Consider the following 25,356-nt stretch of genomic DNA (forward strand, 5'->3'; position numbering starts at 1 on the left):
ACACACCCAGATTCACCAACGACGTCAACCCGGTCCACGGATGCCTCAAACCACTCACACCACCTCCAACACCAACCAGAACACATACATGCCCACCACAACCAACGGCATTGGGGCCTCCTCGACGAGGGGGCGACCCGTGCGTCCGGCTGTTTGGCGGCGGTCCGCGACTGTTCGGCTTTGCATCCGCTGTTGCCTGCGTCGCGTTGTGCGGTGGCGGTGCTGCTTGTGGTCGCCGGGTTCTGGGTCCCTCGCCGCGTCATCGCCGTAAACGGAACCAGCCCGGTTTGGCGGAATCAAGCCGCATCGCTGCTGCTGTGGTCCGGTTGCGCCCGGCTTGATTCCGCCAAACCGGGCAGGTTGGCTGCGCCCGCTGACGCGGCGAGGGACCCAGAACCAACACCCCGCATGGTCCTTCGGACCCTCGAACGACACGGCCGGGCCGGGCTCACCCGTCACCACTGGCCCCCGACCGCCCGCCCACTGCGAGCCCTAAGACCGCCGCCGCGGCGTATCCCGCGTCCCGTACTTCCAGCCGGTCATGCACACCTCAAGCTGGTCGTCGTCCAGCGGCTCGGGCGCGAGCGCGAAGGTGTCCCCGGCCGCTCGTGCGCGTAGCCCGTCCAGCATCACCGCCAGGTGCCGGCGCCAGACCTCGGGGTCGGCCGGGGCCGTGAAGTCGACTACGCCGACGGCTGAGATCAGCAGCACACCGACGTCCGTCGCGACCACGTCTGGGCGGAGGTCGCCCTCGATCTGGGCGCGGTCGATCATCTCGTAGAGGGCCGGTTCCACGGTCTCGCGGACGACCTCCTCTTTGTCCACCTCGCACTGTTCCAGGTACTTCTGCCGGGACAGCATCAGGTCCCGTAGTGCCTTGTCGCGGCCTTGGGATTCCAGCATCGCCGTCATGAAGTGGACCAGGCCGTCCCAGGCGCGGGGGAGGGCCATCGATTCGGCGACGATGCGTTCGATGGAGGTGAGCATGTCGGCGAACAGGGCGTCGATCAGGGCGTCGCGGTTGGGGAAGCGGCGGTAGACGGTGCCGACGCCGAGGCCCGCTTCGTGTGCCACCTCGTCGAGTGATGCGTCGAGGCCTCGGTGGGCGAAGACCGTCTTCGCGGTGTCGAGGATGAGCTGCCGGTTACGTTCGGCGTCCCTGCGGAGCGGACGGGCCGGGGGCGGGTTGGGGGCCGCCACGGGTGTCGCCACCTCGGTCTTCGCGTTCGTCACGGCTTGCTCCTGCCAGTGGCGGCGCCTCCGGGTGGAGGGCCGGGTGAATCTTAGACGCAGTTAAATGGAACACCTCTCTCCATGTGGAGGCAAGTCCTCCACATTGCTGGTACAGTCGATCCGGTAAGTGGAAGAGGCACCTCCGGATGCAGGGGACGAGAACCATGGCAGATGTCACGACGACGGGAGCGGGTGCGCAGACAGCCGACGCCCCACCTTCCGTCTCCACCGACCCCCACCACGCCAGGCGCTGGTTCATTCTGGGGATCATCGGTCTGGCCCAGCTGATGATCGTGCTCGACGTGACCATCGTGAACATCGCGCTGCCGGACGCGCAGAAGGCGCTGGGCTTCTCGAACGGCGACCGGCAGTGGATCGTCACCGCCTACTCCCTGGCCTTCGGCAGCCTGCTGCTGCTGTTCGGCCGCGTGTCCGACGTCATCGGCCGGCGCGCGATGTTCCTGATCGGCCTGGTCGGCTTCGCCGCGGCCTCCGCCCTGGGCGGTGCCGCCCCGAACTTCGAGATCCTGGTCCTGGCGCGGGCGCTGCAGGGTGTCGCGGGGGCCATGCTCGCCCCGGCCGCGCTGTCGCTGCTGTCCACGACCTTCACCGAGGCCAAGGAGCGCGCCACCGCGTTCGCCGTGTTCGGCGGTATCGCCGGTTCCGGCGCGGCGATCGGCATGCTGCTCGGCGGTGTGCTGACCGAGTTCCTGAACTGGCGCTGGACACTGTTCGTCAACGTCGGCATCAGCGTGATCGCGATCGCCGGCGCCGCCGTGCTGATCCCGCGGCACGCGCGCAGCGCCGACCGGCCCTCGCTCGACATCCCCGGCACGGTCCTGGTCTCGGCCGGCCTGTTCGGCATCGTCTACGGCTTCGCCAACGCCGAGTCCCACCCGTGGAGCGCCCCGGGCACGTGGGGTTTCCTGGCCGCCGGCGTGGTGCTGTTGGTCGCGTTCACCTTCTGGCAGACCCGCAGCAAGAGCCCGCTGCTCCCGCTGCGCGTCATCCTGGAGCGCAACCGTGGCGGCTCCTACCTGGCGATGTTCCTGACCGGCATCGGCATGTTCGGCGTCTTCCTGTTCCTGAACTACTACCTGCAGGAGATCCTGAAGTACTCCCCGGTGATGACCGGCGTCGCCTTCCTGCCGATGGTCGCCGCCCTGATGATCACCGCGACGATCAGCACCACCCAGCTCTACCCGCGGATCGGCGCGAAGATCCTGGTCTTCGTCGGCATGCTGCTGGCCGGCGGCGGCATGGTCTGGCTCACCGGCATCAGCCTGAACTCCAGCTACGTCTCGAACATCCTCGGCCCGATCGTGCTCGTCGGCATCGGCATGGGCGCCATCTTCGCCCCGGCGATGAACGCCGCCACCTCCGGTGTCGAGGCCCACGACGCCGGTGTCGCCTCGGCGATGGTGAACACCGCGCAGCAGATCGGCGGCTCGATCGGTACCGCGCTGCTCAACTCGCTGGCCGCCACCGCGCTGACCAACTACCTGGTCGGCAAGAACGCCGGTAGCCCGGTGGTGCAGGCGAACGCCGCGATCCACAGCTACGTGGTCGCGTTCTGGTGGGCCGCGGCGATCTTCGGCGTCGGCGCCTTCATCTGCGGCCTGATCCTGAAGTCCGGCAAGCCCGACCCGGCGGACCCGGACGCGGCCCCGGCGATCCACGCCTAGTGGTTCGGAACGTGTAGCAGGACGCGAACGAAAGGCGCGGTCAGGCGGTGAACACCGCCTGACCGCGCCCTTTGCTGTGCGTGGGGGGTTACTTGCTCAATTGCCTACTCGCCTAGCCGACGACCTTCGGGCCGAGGGTGTTCAGCGCCTTCTGCACCAGTGCCTGGGCGTTGTTGCTCAGGTTCGCGTTGGTGCCGTTCACGACCCACGACGAACCGGAGAAGATCACGACGGTCACGCCGTTGTCCACGCCGCCGGTGGTGCCGCTGCTCGGGATGCCGAGCAGCGAGGCTGCCTTCACCGACGCCTCGCCGAGCTCGCGCGAGTCGTTGGACGAGGTGGTCTGGCTGTTCCCGGTCTGGGTGTCACCGAAGATCGCGCCGATGACCTTGCTCTTGTAGAAGACCAGCGCGAACTGCCGGCCCGAGATGCCGTGCTCCTTGTAGAAGAAGTGCGGGCACGGGGACTTCTTGTCCCAGCAGTCGTCGCCCAGGACGTAGTACGGCACGTGGTGCGCACCGAGCTGCTTGCCGTTGCTGTCCTGGAACGTCGTCTGGCCCTGGTGGTCGGGGTCCGGGTCCGGGTCGCTGCCGTCGTCGTCGATGGCCATGCTCGAGGAGTAGGCGTAGACGCCGGTGGCGACCTGGTACACGTTCACGTTCATGGCCCGCGTCATCGTGTTGATGTGGGGCTTGGTGTTGACCTTGGTCGAGGTCGTGGAGTGGCTCTTGACACCGGCCAGGACCTGGGCGGCCGTGTACGTGGTGTCCGCGGCGACGGGCTGCGCCGAGACGGTGTGGGGGGTCGCGGCGGCGTGGGGGACCGCGGCGTGGGCGTTCGCGACGGCGAACTGGGTGGCGAGCGCGAGTGCTCCGGCGGCTGCCAGGGCAATGCGCGTACGGGTCGACGACATGGGGTGGTGGCCTTCCGCTTCTCGTCAGTAAAGTTTCCTAACGAGAATCGAAGCACCGTCGCACCCGGTTGCGCAATCGTCCATCACTTGATCATCTTTAATTTACTTCCGCTTGGTGTAGGCGGGTGTAGGCGGGTATTTCTCGATCTTGCCGGGAAAACGATCTACGCCGAATCCGGATCAAGCCCCGGCCCGCAGGCCGTCGACGTAGATCGCCAGGAAGCGCCGCCACTCGTCGGTGCCGGCGTCGATCGAGTCCCCGATGACCCGGGTCATGGCGCGCGTCAGCGTGGACAGGTCGGCCACCGTGAAGTCGGCGCGCAGCCGGCCGTCGGCGTGGGCCCGGTCGATCAGCTCGCTCGCGTGCCCCACGCCCTGCTGGCACGACTTCACCGCGCCGGCCGCGTCGGGCAGGTCGCGGGCCAGGGCCTCGTTCAGGCCGTGGTCCTCGGCGTGCATCGCGAACAGGTTCTCCAGGTAGCCGACAAAGCCCTGCCACGGATCGGGATCGGCCAGGGCCGTGCTGCCCAGCTCCTCCAGCGCCGCCAAGCGCGCCGGGAAGATCGCCTCGAAGAAGGCGTCGCGCGTCGGGAAGTGCGCGTACAGCGTGCTGCTGTCGTCACCGGGGTCGGTCCCGGCCTCGGCATGTCCATGGCCCGCCGTTTCGGCCGCGCCGGCCGCGCCGTCGCGCTCGTCCCTCGGCGCCCTCGCCATCACCTCGGCCGCGATGCGCAACTACGCGCTGACCCTCAACGCCGGCCTGGCCGACACCGGCGTCTACGCCGGCACCCTCACGATCGGCGGGCTGATCGAGCGCGGCGACATCCACGGATACGTCCTGGCGCATCCGGAGAACTTCGGCGACGTGCCGCCCGCGACGCTGAACCCGGACGACATCGCCGGCACCGCGTGGGAGATGTACGCGGCTCGCGATCGCGGCGAGGAGGTATTCAGTGTTCTGAGCTGACCTCGCGGCCGGCAAGTCTCTGCTATTGAGCCGCTCGCTACGGTAGGTCACCGATGCCTTACGGAGCGATCGATGTGCTCAATCCGCAATCCTTCCCGATGTGCCGGTGCTCACAAGTGAGCGTCAGTCCTCGAATAATGAGAAGAGTTCACGTATGATGGATTCTTTGTGTGCCGTCGGGACTCTCGATGGCCGATGTACGGGGAGGTGTGGCGGACCTGAAAGCGCTGAAGAAGCCGGAGCGCCACGCGGCCCGGCAGGCCTGGAGGCTGCCCGGCAGCGATCTGGAGCGGATGTTCACGCTGGTGCGCGAGGTCGGCCAGGTGGAGCTGAAGTTCACCGTGGCCGAGGAGTCTTATGACGCCGTTCGCGCGTTGCTCGGCATCGGAGTCGAGCGCGTACGGAACGTGTACTACCTCGACACGCCGGACCTGACACTGCGTCGGCACGGGGTGCTGGCGCGAGTGCGCGGCGGTGAGCGGCTCAACGATTCGGTGGTCAAGCTCCGGCCGATAGATCCCGACCGGGTCCCGACCGCCATGCGCCGGTGCGAGGACTTCAGCGTCGAGGTGGACGTGACGCCCGACAGCTTCGTCTGCTCCGGAGCGCTCAAGCAGCGCCTGGGCCGAACCTCCGTCGAGCGCGCCGTGGAGGGTCGCAGCAAGCTGCGGACGCTGTTCTCCGACGACCAGATCGCGCTGATGGACAGCCGGCTGTCCGGCCGCGTCACCATCGACGAGCTCGACGCGCTGGGCCCGGTCGAGGTGCACCGCACCCGGCCGCGCGACGGCGAGCCGGGTGACGGTCTGGAGCTTCAGGAGTGGATGTATCCGGACGATTCACGGCTGCTGGAGGTGTCGACCCGGTGCACGTCGACGGATCTGCTCCAGACCGCGCTGGACGCGAAGGCGTTGCTGGACCTGCACCGGATCACACAGTCGGGGCCGTGTCCGACCAAGGCCGACACGACGTTGGACTACTTCACGCGGCAGTAAGTCGGCAGTAGGCGGCAGTAGGTCGTCAGGCCGGCAGGTCGTCAGGCCGACGTCACCGATTCACCTTCGGCAGTGCCAGCGTGGCCAGCGTCGTGGCCGCCAGCAGCACCACTGCGATCAGCAGGCTGAGATGCATCCCGGTCACGAACCCGCCGTGCTGCGCGACCAGCGCGCCGAACCCGGCCACCGCGAGCGCCCCGCCGGTCTGCCGGAACGAGTTGAGCACCCCGCCGGCCAGGCCGGCCCGCTCCGGCGCGATCCCGCCGAGCATCATCGCGGTCAGCGAGGGCACCGCGAAACCGAGGCCGCCGGCCAGCGGCAGCAGCAACAGCGCCAGGGTCGTGGCGCTCGTGTGGCGGTTCACCAGCAGCAGGAGCAGCAGTCCGACCGCGCAGGCGAACTGTCCGACGAGCACCGGCGTGCGCGCGCCCCAGCGTGCGGCGGCCCGGGCGGAGAACAGGTTGGTGACCGTGCACAGCACGGCGGTCGGCACGAAGACCAGCCCGGCGCCGACCGCGGAGCGTCCCAGGATGTCCTGCGCGAACAGGCCGAAGACGAAGATCAGACCGTAGTAGGCGGCGTTGATGACAAAGCCGACCGCCAGGCACACCGCGACGACCCGGTCGCGCAGCAGCCCCAGCGGCAGCATCGGCTCCTTCGTCCGGCGCTCGACCGCCACGAACGCGCTCATGGACACCAGCGCCACCAGCAGACTCGCCCAGGACTGCGGCCGGCCGAACCCGGAGGCGCCGCCGGAAATGACGCCGTAGGTCAAGGCGGCCAGGCCCAGGATCGCGGTGATCTGGCCCGGCAGGTCGAGCGGGGCCGGACGCCGCACGGAACGCTCGGTGCGCCGCATCGCGGCCAGGATCACCAGACCCACCGGCAGGTTCAGGAAGAAGATCGAGCGCCAGCTCACCGAGCTGGTGAGAGCGCCGCCGAGGACCGGGCCGACCGCGGTGGCGGCGGCACCGGCCATCGTCCACTGCGCGATGGCGGAAGCGCGGGCCTTCGCGTCCGGGAACGCCTGACGTACCAGCGCCAGCGAGGACGGCAGCATCAACGCCGCCGCGCTGCCCTGCACGAGGCGGGCCACGATCAGGAAGGCGAGGTTCGGGGCCAGACCACAGGCCACCGAGGCCAGGGTGAAGGCCGCAGCGCCGTCGGCGTACAGGCGGCTCGCGCCGAGCCGGTCGGAGAAGGCGCCAGCGGACAGCAGGAGTGCGGCGAACATGAGCGTGTAGGCGTCGACGATCCACTGGAGTCCGGCCGTGGAGCCGCCGAGGCCGCGGCCGACGGCCGGGAGGCCGACGTTCACGGCGGAGGTGTCGAGGGCGATCATGACGAAGCCGAGGAGCGCGGCGAAGAGGGTGAGTTTCGGTGAGGTGGTGCGGGTTGTGGCGTCGTTCGTGTGGCTGCGATCGTGCGTGCGGTCCGTGTCCTGCGCGCGCTGTGCACGCTGCACGTCTTGTGTGTTGCCGGCGATAGGCATGGTGGCCCCTCCCTTGCGGACGGCCGGTCTGGCCGCCGCGAAACCACCGTCGCAGGACCCGTGCGGGACAGGCAGACCGCGTTGTTCCAGGCTGTGGCAGCGGGGGGTGCGACAGGGCCCCTCTCGCGCCTTCCCTTTGTGCGGCGGCGTTCGGCACACTCGGGATCATGACCGAGCAGCAACCCGAACTCGGCAGATTCCTGCGCGCCAGAAGGGCCGGCGTCGCCCCGGCCGACCTCGGCCTGCCAGTCGGCGCGGGCACCCGCCGCACCCCGGGCCTGCGCCGCGAGGAGCTGGCGGCGCTCGCAGGCGTCAGCATCGACTACTACATCCGCCTGGAGCGCGGCAAGGAGACCCGGCCGAGCCCCGCCGTCGTCGACGCGCTCGGGCGTGCCCTGCGCCTGGACGCCGAGGAACTCGCCTTCCTGCGCGAGCTCGCGGCCCAAGCCGCACGCGGCGGCGCGGGCTTCCGCCCGGCGGCATCGACCTCGCGCACGGTCCGCCCCACCCTGCGCCGGCTGCTCGAAACGGTGCGTCCCTGCCCGGCCTACGTCCTGGGCCGCACGAACGACATGCTCGCGACGAACCCGAGCGGTCTGGCCCTGACCCCCGGCATGGTCGACTACCCCGAGAAGCAGCGCAACACCATCCGCTACACCTTCCTGCACCCGCAGGCCCGCTCCCTCTGGCCGGACTGGGAGATCAAGGCCCGAAGCTGCGTCGCGCACCTGCGTGCCGTGGCCGGCAGCGACCCCGACGACCCCGAACTGGCCGCCATCGTCGGCGAACTCGCGGTCAAGAGCCCGGAATTCAGCCGCATGTGGGAGCGCTACGACGTCCGCCGCGTCGGCAACGGCCAGAAGACCTTCCTGCACCCCACGGTCGGCACGATGACGCTGAGCCACGAGGTGATGGAGATCAACCGCATGGAGGGCGGCCGCGTCGTGGTCTACAGCGCCGAACCGGGCACCGCCGACTACGACGCGATGGTGCTGCTGGACATGGAGGGCGCCGGTCTTCTTGAGGGCACCGGCGGCGCGGGGGTTCTCAACGCCGACGAAGAGCAGGGTGCTGACGTCGAACACGGCAGGAGCCTGTGACGGTTCGGCCGTTTTGCTGAGCGGGGACAAGCGTTTCCCGCCGTGGCGACAGTGCGTCAACATGCTGCTTCCCGACCATCCTTGACCTCGGCGCGATACTGCTATCCATGGAGCCCGCTCGCTTGGGACCGCTACAGCGTGACCTGGCCCATGCGGTGCGCATGGGACCCTTCTCCGCGACGCTGCACCTGGCCATCGAGGCCAGTGGGCTGACGCTCGATCAGGTGCGCGCGGAGCTCGCCGCCCGTGGGGCGTTCGTGTCGATGGCGACTTTGAGTTACTGGCGGCGCGGGCTGAGTCGGCCGGAGCGGCCGGAGTCATTGAACGCCGTGCGGTTGCTGGAGGAGGTTCTGGGGCTTTCGGCGGGCGCTCTGAGCGGGCAGTTGGGGCCGCGGCGGCCGCGGGGGCGGTCGGCGGCGCGGCGGGAGTCAGGGCTCGATGTCGTCGACGCGTGGGGTGCGCACCGGGAGTACGACGACCTGCTGCGCGGCCTCGATCCCGCCGGGCGCCTGGAACTCACGCGCCTGTCCACGCTGGACCGCTACAGCCTCGGGCCCGACCGTCGGGAGCTGTCGTTGTCGACGTGCCAGGTGCTGCGGGCCGAGGTCGATGACCTGAGCCGTATGACAGTGCTCTACCGCACCTACGACCCGCCCTCGCCGTCGCCGGTCCTGACCGCGCTGCACGGCTGCCGCGTGGGGCGCGTGCGCATCGCCGCCGACAGCGGTTTCGTCGCCGCCGAGCTGCTCTTCGACCGGGTGCTGCGCCGGGGAGACACCGCCGTCGTGGACTACGAGCTCACCGGCCTGTCCCCGACGCCGCCCACCGAGACCGACTTCTACCAGCGCTTCTTCCCCTACGCCACCGCGATGTACGTCCTGCGCGTCCAGTTCGACCCGGCGACCGTCCCGGCGCGCTGCGTGCGGTACGAGCGGCGCACGGAAGCCGCCCCCGACCAGGGCGTCCGCGAAGTCTGGGTCGGCGCGACCGGCCAGGCCCACGTCATGGCGACCGACGTCCCGCCGGGCGTCGTCGGCCTGCGCTGGGACTGGGGAGCGGGCCTGAACGACGCACCGTCGATACGTCGTGCAGACCCGCCCGGTCAGTGAATTCCGGTCCTATCCCGCAGCAGGGCGGCTCCGCAGTGCCCTGAGACAGGACCCGTCAGAGCGCATCAGAATCCATACACGGTGTCTCCAAACGTCGTGGTGCCCGAACCGCCGCCGGAATCGGTGGCGGTGACGGTCACCCGGTAGGTGCCCGCCGTCGTGGGGGTGCCGGAGATGTCGCCGGACGAGCTGATGCTCAACCCCGGCGGCAGGCCCTTGGCGCTGAACGTCAGCGGCAGGTTCTTGCTGTCGGAGGCCCGGATCTGCAGGTCCGGGGACTGGAACCCGACGAACCCGAACTGGTTGCCCGGATTGGTCACCGTGACGGTCCCGCCGCCGCCGGAGCCGTTGACGGTCAACGAGTACGTCGCCGAATGCGTCGTGCTCCCCGCGGTCCCGGTCACGGTCACCGAGTACGTCCCGCCCGGCGTGGAGGCCGAGGTGCTGATCGTCATCGTCGAGCTGCTGCCGGCACTCACCGACGCCGGGCTGAAGCTCGCCGAGCCACCCGACGGCAGACCCGACGCGGACAACTGCACCGTCACCGCCGAACCGGCCGTGACCTTCGTCCCGACCGTCGATGTGGCCGACGAGCCCGCGTTCACCGAACCCGACGTCGGGCTCAGCGACACCGAGAAGTCGTTGCTCGGCGGCGGCGGAGTGCTGCCCGAGGCGAAGCCGGCGACGCCGTTCGGCGTCCCGACACCGGTCGGACCGTCCCAGCCGGTGCCCGCGTTGCAGATGACCGTGCCGCAGGAGCCGTTGCTGCCGGAGGTGACGTCGTTGAACTTCGCCTCGTTGGCGTACACGTACGACACACCGTTGTCGCCGGAGGCCGGAGCCCCGGCCTGCGCCCACATCGCCGAGATCAGCGGCGTGGCCAGCGACGTGCCGCCGTACTCCAGCCAGCCGGACTGGCTGTACGTGTCGTAGACCGCCAGGCCGGTGTTCGGGTCCGCGTCGGCCGAGACGTCGGCGCTGGCCCGGTTGTTGCAGTCGGTGGTGACGTTCTGCTGGTACGCCGGCTTGGCGAACAGCGACGAGCAGCCCGAGCCGCCGTTGTTCCACACAGACTCCGACCAGCCGCGCGAATTCGAGCTCTTGCTCAGCGAAGTCCCGCCGATCGCCACCACGCTCGGGAAGGTCGCCGGGAACTGGGCGTTGGACCCGGACTGGGTCCCGTTGTCGCCGGTCGCCGCCGCGATCATCACGCCGGGGTGGTTGTAGTGCGAGTCCAGGCCGGTGCTGAAGTTGCTCTCGGCGTCGGAGTAGCTGTTGGACACGAACTTCGCACCGAGCTTCACCGCCTCGTCGACGGCCGCCCCCAGATCGGTGTCGTTGTTGGAGTTCGCCTCCACCAACAGCACGTGGCACCCGGGGCACGCGGCGCTCACCGCGTCCAGGTCCAGCGTGATCTCCACACCCCAGCCGGAGTCCCCGGTCGGGTAGTTGCTGCCGCCGCTCTGGTCCACCTTCGTGAAGCACCCGTTCGCCGTGGTGCACGCCGGCAGGCCCCACTGCGAGCGGTACGTCCCCAGGTCGCTCTCGGCGTTGGGGTCGTCGTAGGCGTCGACGATGGCGACCGTCTGCCCACTGCCCGGGTTGTTGCCGAGGTTGTACGCGGACTGGATGTCACTGGGCCCGAAGCCGGTCGGAGCCGCCGACCGCGCCCCGGACCGAGCCCCGGACCGAGCCCCACCATGCACCAGCTGCAACGCGTTGCAATGCGCATGCCCGGCGGGGGCACTGGTACAGGCGGCAGGGACGATCTGCGGGGCCGAAGCCGCTTCGGCCGGCGCCACATAAGCCATGGCCACGGCGGTGGATACGGCCGACAGCAAGGCGCCGGCCAGGAGTATCCGCCTCATGTGTGCTCCTCTCAAACCCCGTCGGCCGCGTTGTTCGCAGCCTGATTCCGGGGGTTGAGAGGGAGTGTGGAGAAGGGTGGGGACGGCTGATAGACCGGTTCACAGTGCCTCTGGCGGGCGGTTTCAATTCCTTGAATTGAGATTGAAAACGGGTGCCGCTGTCACGAGGCCTGCCGCGCAGCCCGCTCCTGCACCAGCTCCTCGACAGCGCTGGGCAGCGTGGTCTCGAAGTCGATCAGCTTTACCCACGTCGGGGTCAGGACGATGCGTACCATCCCGTCGTACAGCGAGCGCACCTCGGCCTCCCACTCGACGCGCTGCTCCGGCGTCATCTCGTAGCTGCCGTTGATCTGCAGGTACTCCTCGGGGATGCCGTCGACGACGTCCAGCTCGACGCTCCCGCGGATCAGCAGGATCTTCGGCGGGTGCGACTCGGTGTCGATGGTCAGCGCGACCTGCGGGTTCTTGCGAAGCGACGGCAGCTTCGGGGCGTTCTTCGTCGTGCACATCACGATCTGCGAACCGTTCCAGGCGAACGCGATCGGCACGTTGCGCGGCGTCCCGTCCTTGGCGACATACGCCAGGCGGGTCAGGTCGCGCGCCAGCAGCTCCTGGCTGAGCGGGCGGTTCAGGATCTCGGTGATCTCGTGCTGCTCCATGGTCTTGCGCTCCTCTGTTCCGCTGTCGTCGAGTCGGCCGGTCGGCTGCTCGCACCCCGGGGACGGAGCCGGCCGGCCGGTCTCGACAACCAACGACAACAAACGGCGAGAAGTTTTCTAGATCTTTTCGGACCAGTTCCGCTTGAGGAACGCACCGGCGGCGTCCAGGGCCTCCTTCGCCTCGTCGAGCATCACGGCGAAGCTCTGGAAGACGTGCGGAACCCCGGGCCAGACCTGCAGCTCGACCTGCACGTCGTGCTCTGCGGCGCGCGCGGCCAGCCGGATCGCGTCGTCGAGCAGGATCTCGTGCGAGCCGACCTGAACGAGCAGCGGCGGCAGACCGGTGAGGTCGGCGAAGATCGGGCTGGCCAGCGGCGTGGCGCGGTCGCGGTCGCCGAGGTAGTCCTGGGCCCTGACGTGCAGCGCCCGCGGAGTGAGCGCCGGGTCGAGGGCGGCCTTGCCGGTCACGCTCGCGCCCGACGCCGACAGGTCGGCCCACGGCGAGAACACGGCGGCTGACGCGGGCAGCGGCAGACCGGCATCCCTGGCCGCCACCAGCGTGGCCGCGACCAGCCCGCCGCCCGCCGATTCGCCGACGAACGCGATGCGCTCGGCCGGAACGCCGGAGTCGAGCAGGCCGCGATAGGCGGCCAGGGCGTCGTCGAGGGCCGCGGGGAACTGATGCTCCGGAGCGAGCCGGTAGTCGACGGACACGGCCCGCGCCCCGGCACGGCGCGCGACGTCCGCGGCCAGGCCGACCAACTCGCCCGCGGTGCCCACCGCGTACGCGCCGCCGTGGAGGTAGAGGATCACCGCGCTCGGATCGAGGTCCGGCGTCTCGACGATCACCACCGGCACGCCGCCGAGCTGGTCCTGCTTGGTCGAGACGTCGTCGGGCAACGGGACGGACGTCATCATCTCGTGGAAGATCGCGCGCTGTTCGGTGACGTCGCCGCCGAGGTCGAGGGGGCCGTGCCGCAGGAGTTCGTCGAGGGCTTGGCGCTGTTGCTGGGTCATATTAAACGGACGATATCGTCCACTTACTGTGGCGTCAACGTCCTGCCGATGAACGTCGATGAACGCAGACGGCCGCAGACGGCCGCAGACGGCCGCCGACGGCCGTCGACGAACTCGGTGAACGTTCTGACAGACCGGCCCGGTAGCCTGGCGCCGCTACCGCGACCGCCGAGAGGGGGAGGTCCCCACGCCCAGACGCCAAGCGTTCACCAACTCCTCCGATGTGAAAGCCGTCCTCGGCGCGGCCGCAGATGCCGAAGCCGTCATCGGCGAGATGCACGCGGGCGAAGAACGCCGCCACCAAGACGTGCGCGAGGCCTATCAGGCCTCGCACGCGGTCGCCGTCCTCGGCCGCCTCCGCGCGATACCGATCGAGCGCCTCAGGGACGTCACCGGCGCTCGCCTGCCGGTCACGAAGCTGGAGGAGGCCGGCTACAAGTCGATCGCGGACCTGCTGGAAGCCACGCCGGAGCAGCTGCAGCAGGTCCAGGGGATCGGCACCAAGGGCGCCGAGCGCACCGTGGACGCCGCCCGCCGGATCGCCGACGCCGCGATGTCCAACACCCACGTCACCGCCGACATGGACCTGCGGGTCAACGACGCCGCCGCGCTGCTCGCCGCGCTCTACCGGGTCCAGACCGCGGACCGGGTGCTGGTCAAGGTCCGCGAGCCGGCCAAGCGGATCGGCGGCGCGCTGTCGACGCTGGCGACCGCCGCCAAGCCGCTGAGCAGCCGGATGCGCCGCGCCCTGACCGGCCGCACGCGCCGGGAGCAGGCGCAGGACGCTGTCGACCGGCTGGCCGGGCTGCTCGCCGACCCGCAGACGAACCAGGACCTGGACCGGATCCGGGCGGCGAACGAGAAGCTGCGCGGGGTGAAGCCGCCGCGGCGCAGCACCGTCCGCACCGACTTCGAGAAGCGCTCCGCCGACTACTTCAGCACCCTGAGCCGCATCGCCGGCGCGCGGGCGAACGGCGAGGCGGCGCGCGGGTTCCTGCCGACCAGCCTGGCCGACCGGATCGCGATGCAGAAGCTGGACGAGACGCATCTGCGTGTCTCGCTGCGGGCCTACCAGGCGTTCGGAGCCAGGTTCGTGCTGGCTCAGGAACGCGTCGTGATCGGCGACGAGATGGGCTGCGGCAAGACCGTCGAGGCGATAGCCGCGCTGGCGCATCTGCGCGCGGAGGGCGCCAAGCACTTCCTGGTGGTCGTGCCTGCCAGTGTTCTGATCAACTGGCTGCGGGAGGTGCGCTCGCACAGCGCGCTGCGTCCCCACCGGCTGCACGGGCCGGATCAGGAAGCTGCGAAACGCGCCTGGCTGTCCGGCGGCGGCGTCGGCGTCACCACGTTCGAAGCCCTCCCCAACCTGGATCTGCCGCCCCGGACGAAGATCTCGATGCTCGTCGTCGACGAGGCGCACTACGTAAAGAATCCCAACACACTGCGTTCTCAGGCGGTGCGCGCCTGGACGGACCGCGTGGACCGCGTCCTGTTCCTGACCGGCACGCCGATGGAGAACCGCGTCGAGGAGTTCCGTAACCTGGTCGGCTACCTGCAGCCGGAGCTGGTCGGGTCGGTCGGCGAGATCGACGCCGTCGCCGGGTCGGAGGCGTTCCGCAAGGCCGTCGCTCCGGCCTACCTGCGCCGGAACCAGGAGGACGTGCTCTCCGAGCTGCCCGAGATGGTGCAGATCGAGGAGTGGGAGGAGTTCGGCGCCGAGGAGGAGGCGATTTACCGGGACGCCGTCGCCGCACGGAACTTCATGGCGATGCGTCGGGCCGCTTACGCCTCGGGTGATGCGGGTACGTCGGCGAAGCTGCGGCGTTTGGTGGAGATCGTCGACGAAGCCGAGGCGAACAGCCGGAAGGTGGTCGTCTTCTCGTACTTCCGGGACGTCCTGGAAACCGTGTGCCGGGCGCTCGGCGACCGCGCCATCGGGCCGCTCACCGGTTCCATGCAGCCGCAGCAGCGGCAGGAGTTGGTCGACGAGTTCAGCGCTGCCAAACGGCATGCTGTGCTGGTCAGCCAGATCCAGGCCGGCGGTGTGGGGCTCAACATGCAGGCCGCGTCGGTGGTCATCCTGTGCGAGCCGCAGGTGAAGCCCACGTTGGAGACCCAGGCGATCGCGCGGGCGCACCGCATGGGCCAGATCCGCCGGGTGCAGGTGCACCGGCTGCTGGTCGCCGACAGTGTCGACCAGCGGATGCTGGAGATCCTGGACGCCAAGTCAGGGCTCTTTGACGCCTATGCGCGGCGCAGCGAGACGGCCGAGACTATGCCGGAGGCTAGGGACCTGTCCGACGCCACGGCGCGTGGACGTCTCATCGACGCAGAGCAGAAGCGGCTTGGGCTGACGGAGGCGAAGTAGCCGCGAGCCGCGAGCCGCGCGTCGGGCTGTCGGGCGGCGGTCCGCGACGGTTCGGCCTTTCTATTCGCTTTTGCCTGCGCCGCGCTGTCCGGCGGCGGTCCCGTCTTTTAGTCGCTTCTTTCTGTCACAGATCACCTCCGGCCGGCGTCTCATGGCGTCAACAACCGACTGGAGGACCCCATGACCATCCGCGTTCCCCGAGCCGACCTGCCGGCCGAGCTCCAGGAAGCCCTCATCGCGCAGCTCGGCTCGGTGCCCGAGCCGCTGGCGGTGATCCACAACAACCCGGCCGTGGCCGCGGCCAACCAGGACTTCGCCGCCGGGCTGGGGACCTGGGACGCCGTCGACGGCGACCTGAAGACGTTCGCGCACATGGCCGTCGCGGCGCAGATCGGCTGCAGTTGGTGCCTGGACATCAACTACTTCCTGGCCATCAGCCGGAACCTTGACCCCGCCAAGGCGAGTCAGGTCCCGCGCTGGCGCGAGTCGGACGCCTTCTCCCCGCTGGAGCGCGACGTCTTGGAGTACGCCGAGGCCATGACCACCACGCCGACCACCGTCACCGACGAGCTGGCGGCGCGCCTGCTGGACCGGCTCGGCGCCGCCGGCCTGGTCGAGCTGACCGCCTACATCGGCTTCGCCAACATGGCCGGCCGGGTGAATACGGCGCACGGCATCACCTCGCAGGGCTACTCCGAGTCCTGCGACATTCCGCTGGCCGACGTCCGTAAAGTGGGTTAGATGAACGGCGACGTGGTGGACTTCCAGCAGATCGACCGCACGCAGGTCGCAGCCGTCGGGGGCAAAGGCGCCGCGTTGGGGGAGCTGTCGCGCATCGACGGCGTCCCTGTGCCGGCCGGCTTCTGCGTCACCACGGACGCCTTCCGGCGAGTCCTGGCCGCGGCGCCGTCGCTCGACGGCCGCCTCGACCGGCTGTCACGCCTGAAACCCGACGACCGCGAGGCGATCGGCGCCCAGAGCGCGGAAATCCGCCAGATCATCGAGGGCATCGCGCTCCCCGACGATCTGGTGGCGTCGATCGCCGCCGCGCTTGCCACCCACGGCGAGCACGCCGCCTACGCGGTCCGATCGAGCGCGACGGCGGAGGACCTGCCGACGGCCTCGTTCGCCGGTCAGCAGGACACGTATCTCAACGTCGTGGGGTTGGCGGACGTCCTGCGGCACGTCAGCCGGTGCTGGGCGTCGCTGTTCACCGAGCGGGCCGTGACCTACCGCCTGCAGAACGGCTTCGACCAGCGGAAGGTCCAGATGGCCGTGGTCGTGCAGCGCATGGTCTTCCCCCAGGCGGCGGGCATTCTGTTCACGGCCGACCCCATCACCGGGAACCGGAGGGTCGCTTCGGTGGAGGCCGTGTTCGGCCTCGGCGAAGCGCTTGTCTCCGGGCTGGTCAACGCTGACATCTACAAGGTGCGCGACGGCGCGATCGTGGAGAAGACCATCGTGGCGAAGCCGGCGCTGACCGATGCGCAGGCCGTGCATCTGGTCGAGCTGGGACGGAGGATCGAAGCGCACTTCGGCCGTCCGCAGGACATCGAGTGGTGCCTGGCGGAAGGCGGGTTCCAGATCGTCCAGAGCCGGCCGATCACGACGCTGTTCCCCGTCCCGGAGGTCGGCGACGACGAGAACCACGTCTACGTGTCCGTCGGGCATCCGCAGATGATGACCGACGCGATGAAGCCGCTCGGGCTGTCGATGTGGCGGATGACGACGCGTCGGCCCATGGTTGAGGCTGCGGGGAGGCTGTTCGTCGACGTCACCCGAGAGCTGTCGTCGCCGATGCGGCGTGCGGCGCTCGTGAAGGTCATGGGGCAGGGCGATCCGCTGACCGGGGACGCCTTGCGGAGCGTCATCGACCGCAGCGACTTCATTCTGACGGTTCCCGATGAGGCTCCTGCCGACGCTACCGCCGCCTCGGCGCCGACGGGAGGCGCGGCGTCTGCGCGCGCGCCGATCGAGACCGATCCGGCCGTCGTCGCCGAGCTGATCGAGCGGAGCCAGGCGTCGATCGCGACGCTGAAGCAGGGCATCGGGACGAAAACCGGAGTGGAACTGCTCGATTTCATCCAGGCCGACATCGGTGAGCTGCAACGCTTCCTGTTCGATCCACGCAGTACGCAGGTCTTCATGACTGCGATGGATGCTACGGCGTGGCTCAACGAGCACATGGAGACCTGGCTCGGCGAGACGAACGTGGCGGACACGCTCACGCAGTCCGTGCCCGACAACGTCACGTCGGAGATGGGGCTGGCGCTGCTGGATGTCGCGGATGTGATCCGTCCGTATCCGGATGTCGTGGCGTTCTTGGCGAAGGCTGAGGACGAGAGTTTTCTGGACGAGCTACCGGCGGTCGTCGGCGGACGCGAGGCGCAAGAAGCCATTCGCGCCTTCCTCGGCAAGTACGGAATGCGCTGCGCGGGCGAGATCGACATCACCCGACCGCGATGGAGCGAGCAGCCGACCATGCTCCTGCCGACCATCCTCGGCAACGTCAAGAACTTCGAGCCCGGCGCCGGAGAGCAGCGGTTCGGGCAAGGGCGGCTGGAGGCTGTCGCGAAGGAGCGGGAGCTGCTGGAGCGGCTGCGGCTGCTGCCCGACGGCGGTCAGAAGACTGATGAGACCAAGCGGAAGATCGATCGGGTGCGGACGTTCATCGGGTATCGCGAGTATCCGAAGTACGGGATGATCAGCCGCTATTTCGTCTACAAGCTGGCGCTGCTGGGAGAAGCTGAACGGCTCGTAGACGCTGGCGTGATCGGCGAGAAGGAAGACATCTTCTATCTCACGTTCCAGGAACTCGCCGAGGTCGTGCAGACTCAGCAGGCTGATGCCGAGTTGATCCGTCAGCGCAGGGAGGCGTTCCGGTCGTATCAGTCGCTGACGCCGCCGCGCGTGCTCACGTCGGATGGCGAGGCGGTCTCCGGGTCGTATCGGCGTACCGGGCTTCCGGATGGCGCGCTGGTCGGATTGCCTGTTTCCAGCGGCACTGTTGAGGGGCGAGCTCGTGTCGTCGTTGATATGGCGCAGGCTGATCTGGGAGCCGACGACATTCTCGTCACCGCGTATACCGATCCCAGTTGGACGCCTCTGTTCGTGACGATCAAGGGTCTGGTGACGGAGGTCGGGGGCCTGATGACGCATGGGGCTGTCGTCGCGCGGGAGTACGGGCTGCCTGCGGTTGTCGGGGTGGAACGCGCCACTCGGCTGATCAGGGACGGGCAGCGAATCCGTGTGAACGGGACGGACGGGTACATCGAGATTCTGGATCAGGCCGGCGATCAGACCGAAGAAGGGGCCGACGACATCGCCGCTCGGCTTGGGTTGGTGCCGTTGCCGGCTGAGGGTGGGCGGTTCCGGAGTACGTGGTCGGGTCCGGTGGACGCGAGCGGGCGTCCGGCCGGGACGGCGATTCTGATGCTGCTGTCGAACGATCCTGGTGGGTTCTCGGCGATGCATCGGCTGCCGATTGACGAGGTCTGGCACTTCTACCGTGGGGATGCGATGGAGTTGTTGCTGCTGCATCCCGATGGGCGGGCTGAGGTGCGGCTGCTCGGTGGCGGTGAGCTGGTGCAGACGGTCGTGCCGGCCGGGTGCTGGATGGGTGCTCGTGTCGCGGGGGACGGGGCGTGGTCGCTGATCGGGACGACGATGGCGCCCGGCTTCATCCCGGCGGACTATGAGGGCGGCGATGTCGAGGAGTTGTGTCGGCGGTATCCCGAGCGCGGGGGCATGATCAGGGCTTTGTGTCGGGCTGATGCTCCGAGCCGCATGCCTGATTCGCTCGAAGAGCGTGATGTGCCCGGCGTGCCCGGCGAGCCTGCCGAGAATGCGGCGGCCGTCCGATGAGCCGCACCGACCCCGCTCTGCCCGACCTGACCGGCACCACCGTGCTCGTCACTGGCGCCAGCGGCGGCATCGGCGCCGGTATCGCGAGCCGTTTCGCCGCCGCCGGGGCTGCGGTCGTGCTGCACCACGGTCGCAATCACGACGCCGCCGAAGCCCTGGCCGAGCGTCTGCGCGCCGTGGGCGCCGAGGCGCTGGTCCTGGGCGCCGACCTCACCGTCGAGACCGCGTGCCACGAGCTGGTCGAGCAGGCCGCCGCCTGGCACGGACAGCTTGATGTCCTGGTGAACAACGCCGGCATCCAACCGGTCCTGCCGCTGGAGCAGATGACGGCCGATCAGTGGCGTCAGATGATGGACGCCAACGTCACCAGTGCCCTGAGCTGCACCCAGGCCGCCGCGCGCATCATGGCGGCCGGCGCCTCCATCACCCACATCGCCTCGATCGAGGGCAGCCAGCCCGCCGCCGGCCATGCCCACTACAGCGCCTCCAAAGCGGCCCTGATCATGTTCGCGCGCTCCGCAGCCCTCGAATACGGACCGCGCGGGATCCGCGTCAACACCGTCTCCCCGGGCCTGATCCACACCGCCGGCATCGAGCAGGCCTGGCCCTCCGGCGTGGCGCGCTGGCACGCCGCCGCGCCGCTGCACCGGCTCGGCCGCCCCGAGGACGTCGGCGACGCCTGCGTCTTCCTGGCCTCGCCGATGGCGTCCTGGATCACCGGGCAGGACCTCGTCGTCGACGGCGGGGTGGGCGCGCGGCCGACGTGGTGAAGGCGTGTGTGCTTTCGCTGAGGCGTACTGCGGGGATGATGCGGTCTAGGGCGTGTTTGGAAAGTCGGGTGGGCAATGTCCCGCCGCCGATGAGCAGGTCGAGCGCGACGGCTCAGCGGCAAGTCTGGCAAGACGGACGGCCTGCCTCATCCTGGTTGGCTGTGGCTGGTCGTCCGGCGCCGCCAGACGCCGCCGATCAGTCGTCGCGCCCCGCCCGACTTTTCAAACACGCCCTAGAACGCGTCGAACCGCGGCGCGCCCGGCTCCGGTGCCAGCCTGGTCGCCCGGGCGGTGAAGCTGATGGCGTGGTACCAGCCGCAGAGCATCAGCAGGTCGAGGAGCTGTTCGGGGCTGAACTCGGCGTCGAGGCGGCTCCACAGCGCGTCGTCGATGTCGTTGGCGTCGTGCAGGGCGTCGGCGGTGTCGATCAGGAGGCGGTCGCGCTCGTCGGTCCAGCACGCGTCGGTGCCGGAGCCGTGCGTCAGAGAGCTGATCTGCGTGTCTGTCAGGTCGGCGCGCGCCGCGAACCGCGCGACGTGCACGCCCCACTCGTACTCGCAGCCGCACCGCGCGCACGTCCGGTCGATGACGATCTCCCGATCACGCAGGCTCAGGCTGAGCTTCCGGCTGAGTTGGTAGGCGCCCCAGCCGTTCAGCGCCTCCGAGAGCGGGAGGTGGCGGGCGAAGGTGCGGAACAGGGCGATCGGTTCCTCGTCGCCGGGCATCATGCGCCGTAGGATCGCGGCGGCCGGGTCGGGGTAGGGCGCTGTCAGGGGTGGGATCCGGGTGGCCATGGCGGTGGGCTCCTCCTTCGCGGATGCTTCGATTTCCGAAGCGCTGTGGGCAGAGTAGCGTTTCTGTTTTCGAAGCACCACACCAGAGATCGGGACCGCGGATGCCGACGAAGCCAGACCGGGAGCCGAAGCCGGGCCAGGAACCGGCACCAGACCAGGAGCCGCCTAGCCCGCGCCCCCACCAACCCGTCCGAGGCTCGACCACCGGCCGCCCCCTCATGGCAGCCCTCGACCTCTTCGGCCGCCGCTGGATCCTGCGCGTCATCTGGGAGCTGCGCGACGGCCCGCTCGGCTTCCGCCCGCTGCAGCAGCGCTGCGACGCCATGTCCTCCAGCGTCCTCCAGCAGCGGCTCACCGAGTTGCAGGAGGCGCTGCTCGTCGATCGCGACGCGGCCGGCGCTGGCGCCTACCAGCTGACCGCGCTCGGCCGAGAGGTCTTCGACGAGCTGCGGGGGCTGGTGGGCTGGGCCGATCGTTGGGCCGGCGAGCTGGATCGCGTGGCGCGCGATCACTAGACGCCGAGCCGCGCGAATACGACCGCGTGTCGGTCCGTGTCGGTCCGAGTCCGCTCGTCGCCCGCTGCCCGGCCCCGGCACCGCACGAGAAAGCCCCAGGTCACCGCACAGACCTGGGGCGAGGTTCCCTACCCTCAGGCCTGTGTGATCTGCCCGTTCGCGACCGTGATGTTGACCGCGGCCAGCGCCTGGGTGGCGGGGCCGTTCGCCACCGAGCCGTCGGCGATGTGGTAGCGGCTGCCGTGGCAGGGGCAGGCGATGAGGCCGTTCTCGACCGCGGAGACGGTGCATCCCGCGTGCGTGCAGATCGCGGTGAAGGCCTTGTAGGTGCCTGCGGTGGGCTGGGTCAGGACGATCTTCTTGTCGGCCAGGATGGTGCCGCCGCCGACCGGGACGGCTGAGGTGGCCGCGAGGGCTGCGGTCGTGCCGGTGGACGTGGACGCGCCGGTGGAAGAGGACGACGAGGCGGATCCGCTGCTCGAGGTCGAGGATCCGGCTGATGATGTGCTGCTGCCGGCTGCGGATGACGTGCTGCCGGTGGTGGCGCTGCTGCTGGTGCCGGCGGCGGCGGGGCTGCTTTTCGAGGACGAGCAGGCGGCGCACAGTGCGCCGGCGGCCACGACGATGCCGCCGAGCAGGGCGCGGCGGCGGGTGCCGTCCGGGTGCGAGAGGCAGGCGGGCTCGTCGGGGGCCTGGGGCGCGACGGGTTCAGTCTGGGCGGTGGCGAGGTCAACGGTGGTCATCGTCGGGGTCGTCTCCTGTGTCTGTGGCGTCTGCGTGGGGTATTGGCAACTCCTGTACCGACCGACACGTTCCCGGGCGCCGATCGGTTCAAGGGGGACCTCGGACCGTCGTCCGGCGGGTGGTCCGAGGGGCTCAGGGACGCTGCCCCCAGGCGTAGATGGTGATCGTCCGGAGTTCCAGGAAGGTCGGGTCGTCCAACTGCGCCACCAACCGGTCCATCTCCTCCGTCGTGAGCAGTCCGCGCTCCACAAGATACGTGCAGTGCTGCCGGGTGTTCACGAGGGAGAAGCGGTCGTAGGCACTGCCGTCGCCGACGTTGTTCGCCATCATCCGGGTGCCGATCGCCCGCAGCCCCTCCTGTCCCATCCGGGACGGCAGGGTCGGCGCCCACGCCATGTCCGACCCCTGAGCCTGGTACAGCTTCGCCATGCCGCTGAGGAACCGCCGCCTGAGCTCATAGGTGGAGAACTCCTCGGGAAAGCTGAACAGGTCGCCGATGACCAGCCACCCGCCCGGCGCCAGCCAGCGCACCGCGTCGGCCAGGACCTCGTTGCGGTTCGGGAGGTGGCAGAAGGTCAGGCGCGCGTGGACGAGGTCGAACGAGCCCGGCTCGAAGCCCATCGCACCGATGTCGCCCTCCAGCACGCGCAGGTTGGGGCGGTCCAGGTCGTTCAGGTAGCGCGCGTCGATGTCGACGGCGGTGACGGAACCCTGGACGCACTGGTCGGCGAGCCAGTTCGCGACCGATCCGGCCCCGGCCCCGATCTCCAGGCAGCGCCAGCCCGGCCGGACGCCGATCTTCGAGATCACCTCGCGGGTCTCGGGGTCTATCCAGTCTTGGAGCAGGTGGATCCGTTCGTACTCGGTGGGGGTGTCCTTGCTCAGGACGCCGGTTGAATAGTCGGCGGCCAGCGTCACATCATTCCCCATTGTTCCCCTCCATGCCCGGAATCAGGGTTGCGATGGGGGATCGTAAGGGTATTGATTGAATGCCGACAACCTCTCTCGATTACTGCGAGAACCCCATTTTCTCGCTGGCTGCGACGACGCGGGTTCGCAGTGTTGAGGTTCGCCTTCCTGCTCAGTCGTCGTCCGGCTCGTCCTTCGCCAGCCACCTGGAGTGCTCCCGCCGCGCCCACGCGCGGTCGACGTATCCGGTCCGCATGCCGCGCCTGGCTTCAGGATCCTGATACGCCTTGCGCATGTGTGCCACCAGCACGACGGCAACGGCCCACGCGAGGATGTCGTGCACGAAGATGACGCTGGTGCGGGAGATGCCCGGCAGCAGGTGGGTGAACCACATCAGCAGGCCGGTGGACATCATCACCAGCACCGCGCCGGCGATCCAGCCCGCGTAGAGCTTCTGCCCGGCGTTGAACTTGCCGGCGGGGCGTTCCACGGGCGCGGTGATGCGCCGGCGCACCGCGTGCAGCCAGCGCCGGTCGTAGGGCGCGAAGCGGTTCAGCCTGCGGAGGTCGGCGCGGAAGGCCGGCGAGAACAGGCCCATCAGGAGCGGCGCGGGCAACAGGATGCCGGACCACTCGTGCACGGTGACCATGAGGTGCCGTCGGCCGACCGCCTGGGCCAGCGGCGCGATGTAGAGGCAAGCCGCGGTCGCCACGCACAGCAGCATCAGGACGCCGGTGGTGCGATGGACCATCCGCTCCGCGCGGGTGAAGCGCCGGACTCTGCCGTCCCGCGCCTCACCCCGCCGCTCACGCCGTGCCGCTACTCGTGCCGCCACTCGTGCCGTCGTTCTTGTCGGCGCCGTCGAGCCAGCCGTCGACGTCGTAACCGCGCTCCTCCCAGTAGCCGGGAATCACCCGGTCGGTGACCGATATGCCGGAGAGCCATTTGGCGGACTTGTAGAAGTACATCGGCGCCACGTAGAGCCGGACCGGACCGCCGTGGTCGTGCGTGATCGGCGCGTCCTGCATCCGCAGCGCGACGAGCACGTCGGAGCGCCGCGCCTGCTCGATCGTCAGGCTCTCGGAGTAGGCGCCGTCGAAGCAGGTGAATCGCAGGGCCTTGCCATTCGCGGCGACGCCCGCGTCGTCCAGCAGATCGGACAGCCGCACCCCTTCGAACGGCGTCTTCTCGACCCGCCAGCCGTCGGTGCACTGCACGTCGTGGACGACCCGCGTCTGCGGCAGCGCGCGCAGGTCGCCGAGCGTGTACGTCCGCGCCCGGGCGACCAGGCCGTCGATCCGCAACGCGTAGTCCGTCTCGTCCTTGCGCGGCACCGAGCCGACGATGCTGTAGTACCGGAACCCGCCGGGGTTCGGAAGCAGGCCGGTCAGGCCCGTCGGATCGTCCTCGGACGCCTTCGCCAGCACGCGTTCCCAGCCGGACTGCAGGTACGGCGCCGCCAGCAGGCCCGCGGCCCCGGCGCCGAGCATGCCCAAGAGGGTCCTGCGGGCCACGGGAGCGCCGTCCGGCGTGTTTTCCATGGTGGGACTTCCTCACGTGTGGATCTTTCGACGTGAGTCAGCCTCCCCCGTGGTGGCCTTCCGTCGGGCCCGTGCCGGACCCTGGTGTCCCCACCCCAGGGGCCCCTACTGCCGGCCCTTCTGGCCCTTCTCCAGCTCCGCGCGCATGCCGGCGACGATGGCGTGCAGGCCGTGCTCGAAGATCGCGTCGGGATCGCTGACGGCACCGGCTGCCGCGAGCAGATTCGGGTACTGCGATACGGCCTCGCGGGCGGCGTCGTCGGCGGCGCGGCCTTTCGCGCCTTCACGTTCCAGGGCCGAGCCGGTGACGTAGTTGCTGATGGCCAGCAGGCCGCGTAAAGCCTCCTCGGGGGTGAAGCCCGCCGCGGTGAGTGCTTCGAGCATCGCTTCCAGCTTCGGGAACAGGTCTTCGGTGGGCCGGGTCTCGGCCGCCAGGCGGGCGCCGTCGCGGTGCTGGTTCAGGCCGTGGTACTGGATCCTGGTGCGTTCGATGAGCCAGTCGTCCCAGGCCTGGCCCGGACGCGGGACCCGCAGTTCCTCGGTGCTCATCGCGACCAGCATGTGGTCCAGCAGTTCCTGCTTGTTCTTGAAGTGCCAGTAGAGGGCCGGGGCCTGGACGCCCAGCTCCTTGGCCAGGCGGCGCATGGACAGGCCGTCCAGGCCGACCTCGTCGAGCAGCGCGATGGCCGCCGTCACGATCGCGTCGCGTTCCAGCTTCACTCCGGCTCCGTTCCCCTGGCGTCCCTGTGCGTTCTTGTGTCCCGTTGTGCCGCCGACCTGCGGCCCTTGACAGCTTAACAGCGTTCAAGGCAA

General features: G+C 69.4%; 23 protein-coding genes and 1 pseudogene. 11 read left to right on the forward strand and 13 right to left on the reverse strand.

All coding sequences use genetic code 11. The features are described 5' to 3' along the window. Nucleotides 1-492: 492 nt before the first annotated feature. Nucleotides 493-1,233 (reverse strand): TetR/AcrR family transcriptional regulator, encoded by a 741-nt coding sequence (locus tag GWK61_RS17265; protein ID WP_194909408.1) that lies wholly within the window; start codon nucleotides 1,231-1,233, stop codon nucleotides 493-495. Between the two features lie 164 nt (nucleotides 1,234-1,397). On the opposite strand from GWK61_RS17265, the gene GWK61_RS17270 reads away from it, so the two are divergent. Next, nucleotides 1,398-2,918 (forward strand): MFS transporter, encoded by a 1,521-nt coding sequence (locus GWK61_RS17270; RefSeq protein ID WP_194909409.1) that lies wholly within the window; start codon nucleotides 1,398-1,400, stop codon nucleotides 2,916-2,918. Between the two features lie 112 nt (nucleotides 2,919-3,030). On the opposite strand, the gene GWK61_RS17275 is transcribed toward GWK61_RS17270, so the two are convergent. Beyond that, nucleotides 3,031-3,831, reverse strand: coding sequence for a glycoside hydrolase family 75 protein (locus tag GWK61_RS17275; RefSeq protein WP_194909410.1), 801 nt, complete (start codon nucleotides 3,829-3,831; stop codon nucleotides 3,031-3,033). Between the two features lie 180 nt (nucleotides 3,832-4,011). Further along, nucleotides 4,012-4,545, reverse strand: coding sequence for a TetR/AcrR family transcriptional regulator (locus GWK61_RS17280; RefSeq protein WP_194909411.1), 534 nt, complete (start codon nucleotides 4,543-4,545; stop codon nucleotides 4,012-4,014). Between the two features lie 13 nt (nucleotides 4,546-4,558). Here GWK61_RS17280 and GWK61_RS17285 point away from each other — a divergent pair, with 13 nt between their 5' ends. Together GWK61_RS17285 and GWK61_RS17290 are read left to right on the forward strand one after the other, a co-directional pair. Then, the gene (locus tag GWK61_RS17285) at nucleotides 4,559-4,798 is read left to right on the forward strand and encodes a hypothetical protein (RefSeq protein ID WP_194909412.1); all 240 of its coding nucleotides are present in this window, start codon (nucleotides 4,559-4,561) and stop codon (nucleotides 4,796-4,798) included. A gap of 209 nt (nucleotides 4,799-5,007) precedes the next feature. Then, the gene (locus tag GWK61_RS17290; protein WP_194909413.1) at nucleotides 5,008-5,793 is read left to right on the forward strand and encodes a CYTH domain-containing protein; all 786 of its coding nucleotides are present in this window, start codon (nucleotides 5,008-5,010) and stop codon (nucleotides 5,791-5,793) included. A gap of 52 nt (nucleotides 5,794-5,845) precedes the next feature. Here GWK61_RS17290 and GWK61_RS17295 read toward each other — a convergent pair whose 3' ends face one another. Next, a complete protein-coding gene (locus GWK61_RS17295; protein ID WP_194909414.1) occupies nucleotides 5,846-7,285 on the reverse strand; it encodes an MFS transporter in 1,440 nt (479 codons plus the stop codon). A 167-nt stretch (nucleotides 7,286-7,452) separates the two neighbouring features. On the opposite strand from GWK61_RS17295, the gene GWK61_RS17300 reads away from it, so the two are divergent. Together GWK61_RS17300 and GWK61_RS17305 are read left to right on the forward strand one after the other, a co-directional pair. Next, on the forward strand, nucleotides 7,453-8,385 hold the full coding sequence (locus tag GWK61_RS17300) for a helix-turn-helix domain-containing protein (RefSeq protein ID WP_194909415.1): 933 nt from the start codon (nucleotides 7,453-7,455) through the stop codon (nucleotides 8,383-8,385). A 107-nt stretch (nucleotides 8,386-8,492) separates the two neighbouring features. Further along, nucleotides 8,493-9,494: a hypothetical protein gene (locus GWK61_RS17305; RefSeq protein ID WP_194909416.1), complete on the forward strand. Its 1,002-nt coding sequence runs from the start codon at nucleotides 8,493-8,495 to the stop codon at nucleotides 9,492-9,494. A gap of 65 nt (nucleotides 9,495-9,559) precedes the next feature. Here the strand turns inward: GWK61_RS17305 and GWK61_RS17310 are convergent, their stop codons facing one another. From GWK61_RS17310 to GWK61_RS17320, 3 genes are all read right to left on the reverse strand, one after another. Further along, complete coding sequence (locus tag GWK61_RS17310; protein WP_194909417.1) at nucleotides 9,560-11,362, reverse strand: S53 family peptidase; 1,803 nt, start codon at nucleotides 11,360-11,362, stop codon at nucleotides 9,560-9,562. 161 nt (nucleotides 11,363-11,523) lie between these two features. Next, a complete protein-coding gene (locus GWK61_RS17315) occupies nucleotides 11,524-12,021 on the reverse strand; it encodes a pyridoxamine 5'-phosphate oxidase family protein (RefSeq protein WP_194909418.1) in 498 nt (165 codons plus the stop codon). 117 nt (nucleotides 12,022-12,138) lie between these two features. Further along, complete coding sequence (locus GWK61_RS17320; RefSeq protein WP_194909419.1) at nucleotides 12,139-13,038, reverse strand: alpha/beta hydrolase; 900 nt, start codon at nucleotides 13,036-13,038, stop codon at nucleotides 12,139-12,141. Between the two features lie 274 nt (nucleotides 13,039-13,312). Here GWK61_RS17320 and GWK61_RS17325 point away from each other — a divergent pair, with 274 nt between their 5' ends. The 5 genes and pseudogenes from GWK61_RS17325 (at nucleotide 13,313) to GWK61_RS17340 (ending at nucleotide 20,040) form a co-directional block, all read left to right on the forward strand. After that, nucleotides 13,313-15,406 (forward strand): DEAD/DEAH box helicase, encoded by a 2,094-nt coding sequence (locus tag GWK61_RS17325; protein WP_228562474.1) that lies wholly within the window; start codon nucleotides 13,313-13,315, stop codon nucleotides 15,404-15,406. A 180-nt stretch (nucleotides 15,407-15,586) separates the two neighbouring features. Continuing rightward, on the forward strand, nucleotides 15,587-16,147 hold the full coding sequence (locus tag GWK61_RS17330) for a carboxymuconolactone decarboxylase family protein (protein ID WP_194909421.1): 561 nt from the start codon (nucleotides 15,587-15,589) through the stop codon (nucleotides 16,145-16,147). After that, nucleotides 16,148-18,688 (forward strand): annotated as a pseudogene (rph, locus tag GWK61_RS17335) (rifamycin-inactivating phosphotransferase); the annotation flags it as partial. Nucleotides 18,689-18,727: 39 nt separating this feature from the next. Beyond that, entirely contained in the window at nucleotides 18,728-19,270 is a 543-nt protein-coding gene (locus tag GWK61_RS60790; RefSeq protein WP_369125590.1) for a cupin domain-containing protein, read from the forward strand. Then, nucleotides 19,267-20,040 (forward strand): SDR family NAD(P)-dependent oxidoreductase, encoded by a 774-nt coding sequence (locus tag GWK61_RS17340; protein ID WP_194909423.1) that lies wholly within the window; start codon nucleotides 19,267-19,269, stop codon nucleotides 20,038-20,040. The genes GWK61_RS60790 and GWK61_RS17340 overlap by 4 nt, the downstream gene beginning before the upstream one ends. 233 nt (nucleotides 20,041-20,273) lie before the next feature. On the opposite strand, the gene GWK61_RS17345 is transcribed toward GWK61_RS17340, so the two are convergent. Further along, complete coding sequence (locus tag GWK61_RS17345) at nucleotides 20,274-20,834, reverse strand: carboxymuconolactone decarboxylase family protein (protein WP_194909424.1); 561 nt, start codon at nucleotides 20,832-20,834, stop codon at nucleotides 20,274-20,276. A gap of 218 nt (nucleotides 20,835-21,052) precedes the next feature. Between GWK61_RS17345 and GWK61_RS17350 the strand changes: the two genes are divergently transcribed. After that, a complete protein-coding gene (locus GWK61_RS17350; RefSeq protein ID WP_194909425.1) occupies nucleotides 21,053-21,349 on the forward strand; it encodes a winged helix-turn-helix transcriptional regulator in 297 nt (98 codons plus the stop codon). A gap of 134 nt (nucleotides 21,350-21,483) precedes the next feature. Here the strand turns inward: GWK61_RS17350 and GWK61_RS17355 are convergent, their stop codons facing one another. The 5 genes from GWK61_RS17355 to GWK61_RS17375 all read right to left on the reverse strand — a co-directional run bounded on the left by GWK61_RS17355 (nucleotide 21,484) and on the right by GWK61_RS17375 (nucleotide 25,263). Next, nucleotides 21,484-22,092 (reverse strand): Rieske (2Fe-2S) protein, encoded by a 609-nt coding sequence (locus tag GWK61_RS17355; RefSeq protein ID WP_194909426.1) that lies wholly within the window; start codon nucleotides 22,090-22,092, stop codon nucleotides 21,484-21,486. 133 nt (nucleotides 22,093-22,225) lie between these two features. Next, on the reverse strand, nucleotides 22,226-23,023 hold the full coding sequence (locus tag GWK61_RS17360) for a class I SAM-dependent methyltransferase (protein WP_194909427.1): 798 nt from the start codon (nucleotides 23,021-23,023) through the stop codon (nucleotides 22,226-22,228). Between the two features lie 151 nt (nucleotides 23,024-23,174). Continuing rightward, the gene (locus tag GWK61_RS17365) at nucleotides 23,175-23,837 is read right to left on the reverse strand and encodes a cytochrome b/b6 domain-containing protein (protein WP_323747610.1); all 663 of its coding nucleotides are present in this window, start codon (nucleotides 23,835-23,837) and stop codon (nucleotides 23,175-23,177) included. Continuing rightward, nucleotides 23,809-24,543, reverse strand: coding sequence for a molybdopterin-dependent oxidoreductase (locus GWK61_RS17370; protein ID WP_194909429.1), 735 nt, complete (start codon nucleotides 24,541-24,543; stop codon nucleotides 23,809-23,811). The genes GWK61_RS17365 and GWK61_RS17370 overlap by 29 nt, the downstream gene beginning before the upstream one ends. A 105-nt stretch (nucleotides 24,544-24,648) precedes the next feature. Continuing rightward, nucleotides 24,649-25,263 (reverse strand): TetR/AcrR family transcriptional regulator C-terminal domain-containing protein, encoded by a 615-nt coding sequence (locus GWK61_RS17375; RefSeq protein WP_323747611.1) that lies wholly within the window; start codon nucleotides 25,261-25,263, stop codon nucleotides 24,649-24,651. Between the last annotated feature and the right edge of the window lie 93 nt (nucleotides 25,264-25,356).

Source organism: Catenulispora rubra (assembly GCF_015356825.1).
GTDB lineage: Bacteria > Actinomycetota > Actinomycetes > Streptomycetales > Catenulisporaceae > Catenulispora > Catenulispora rubra.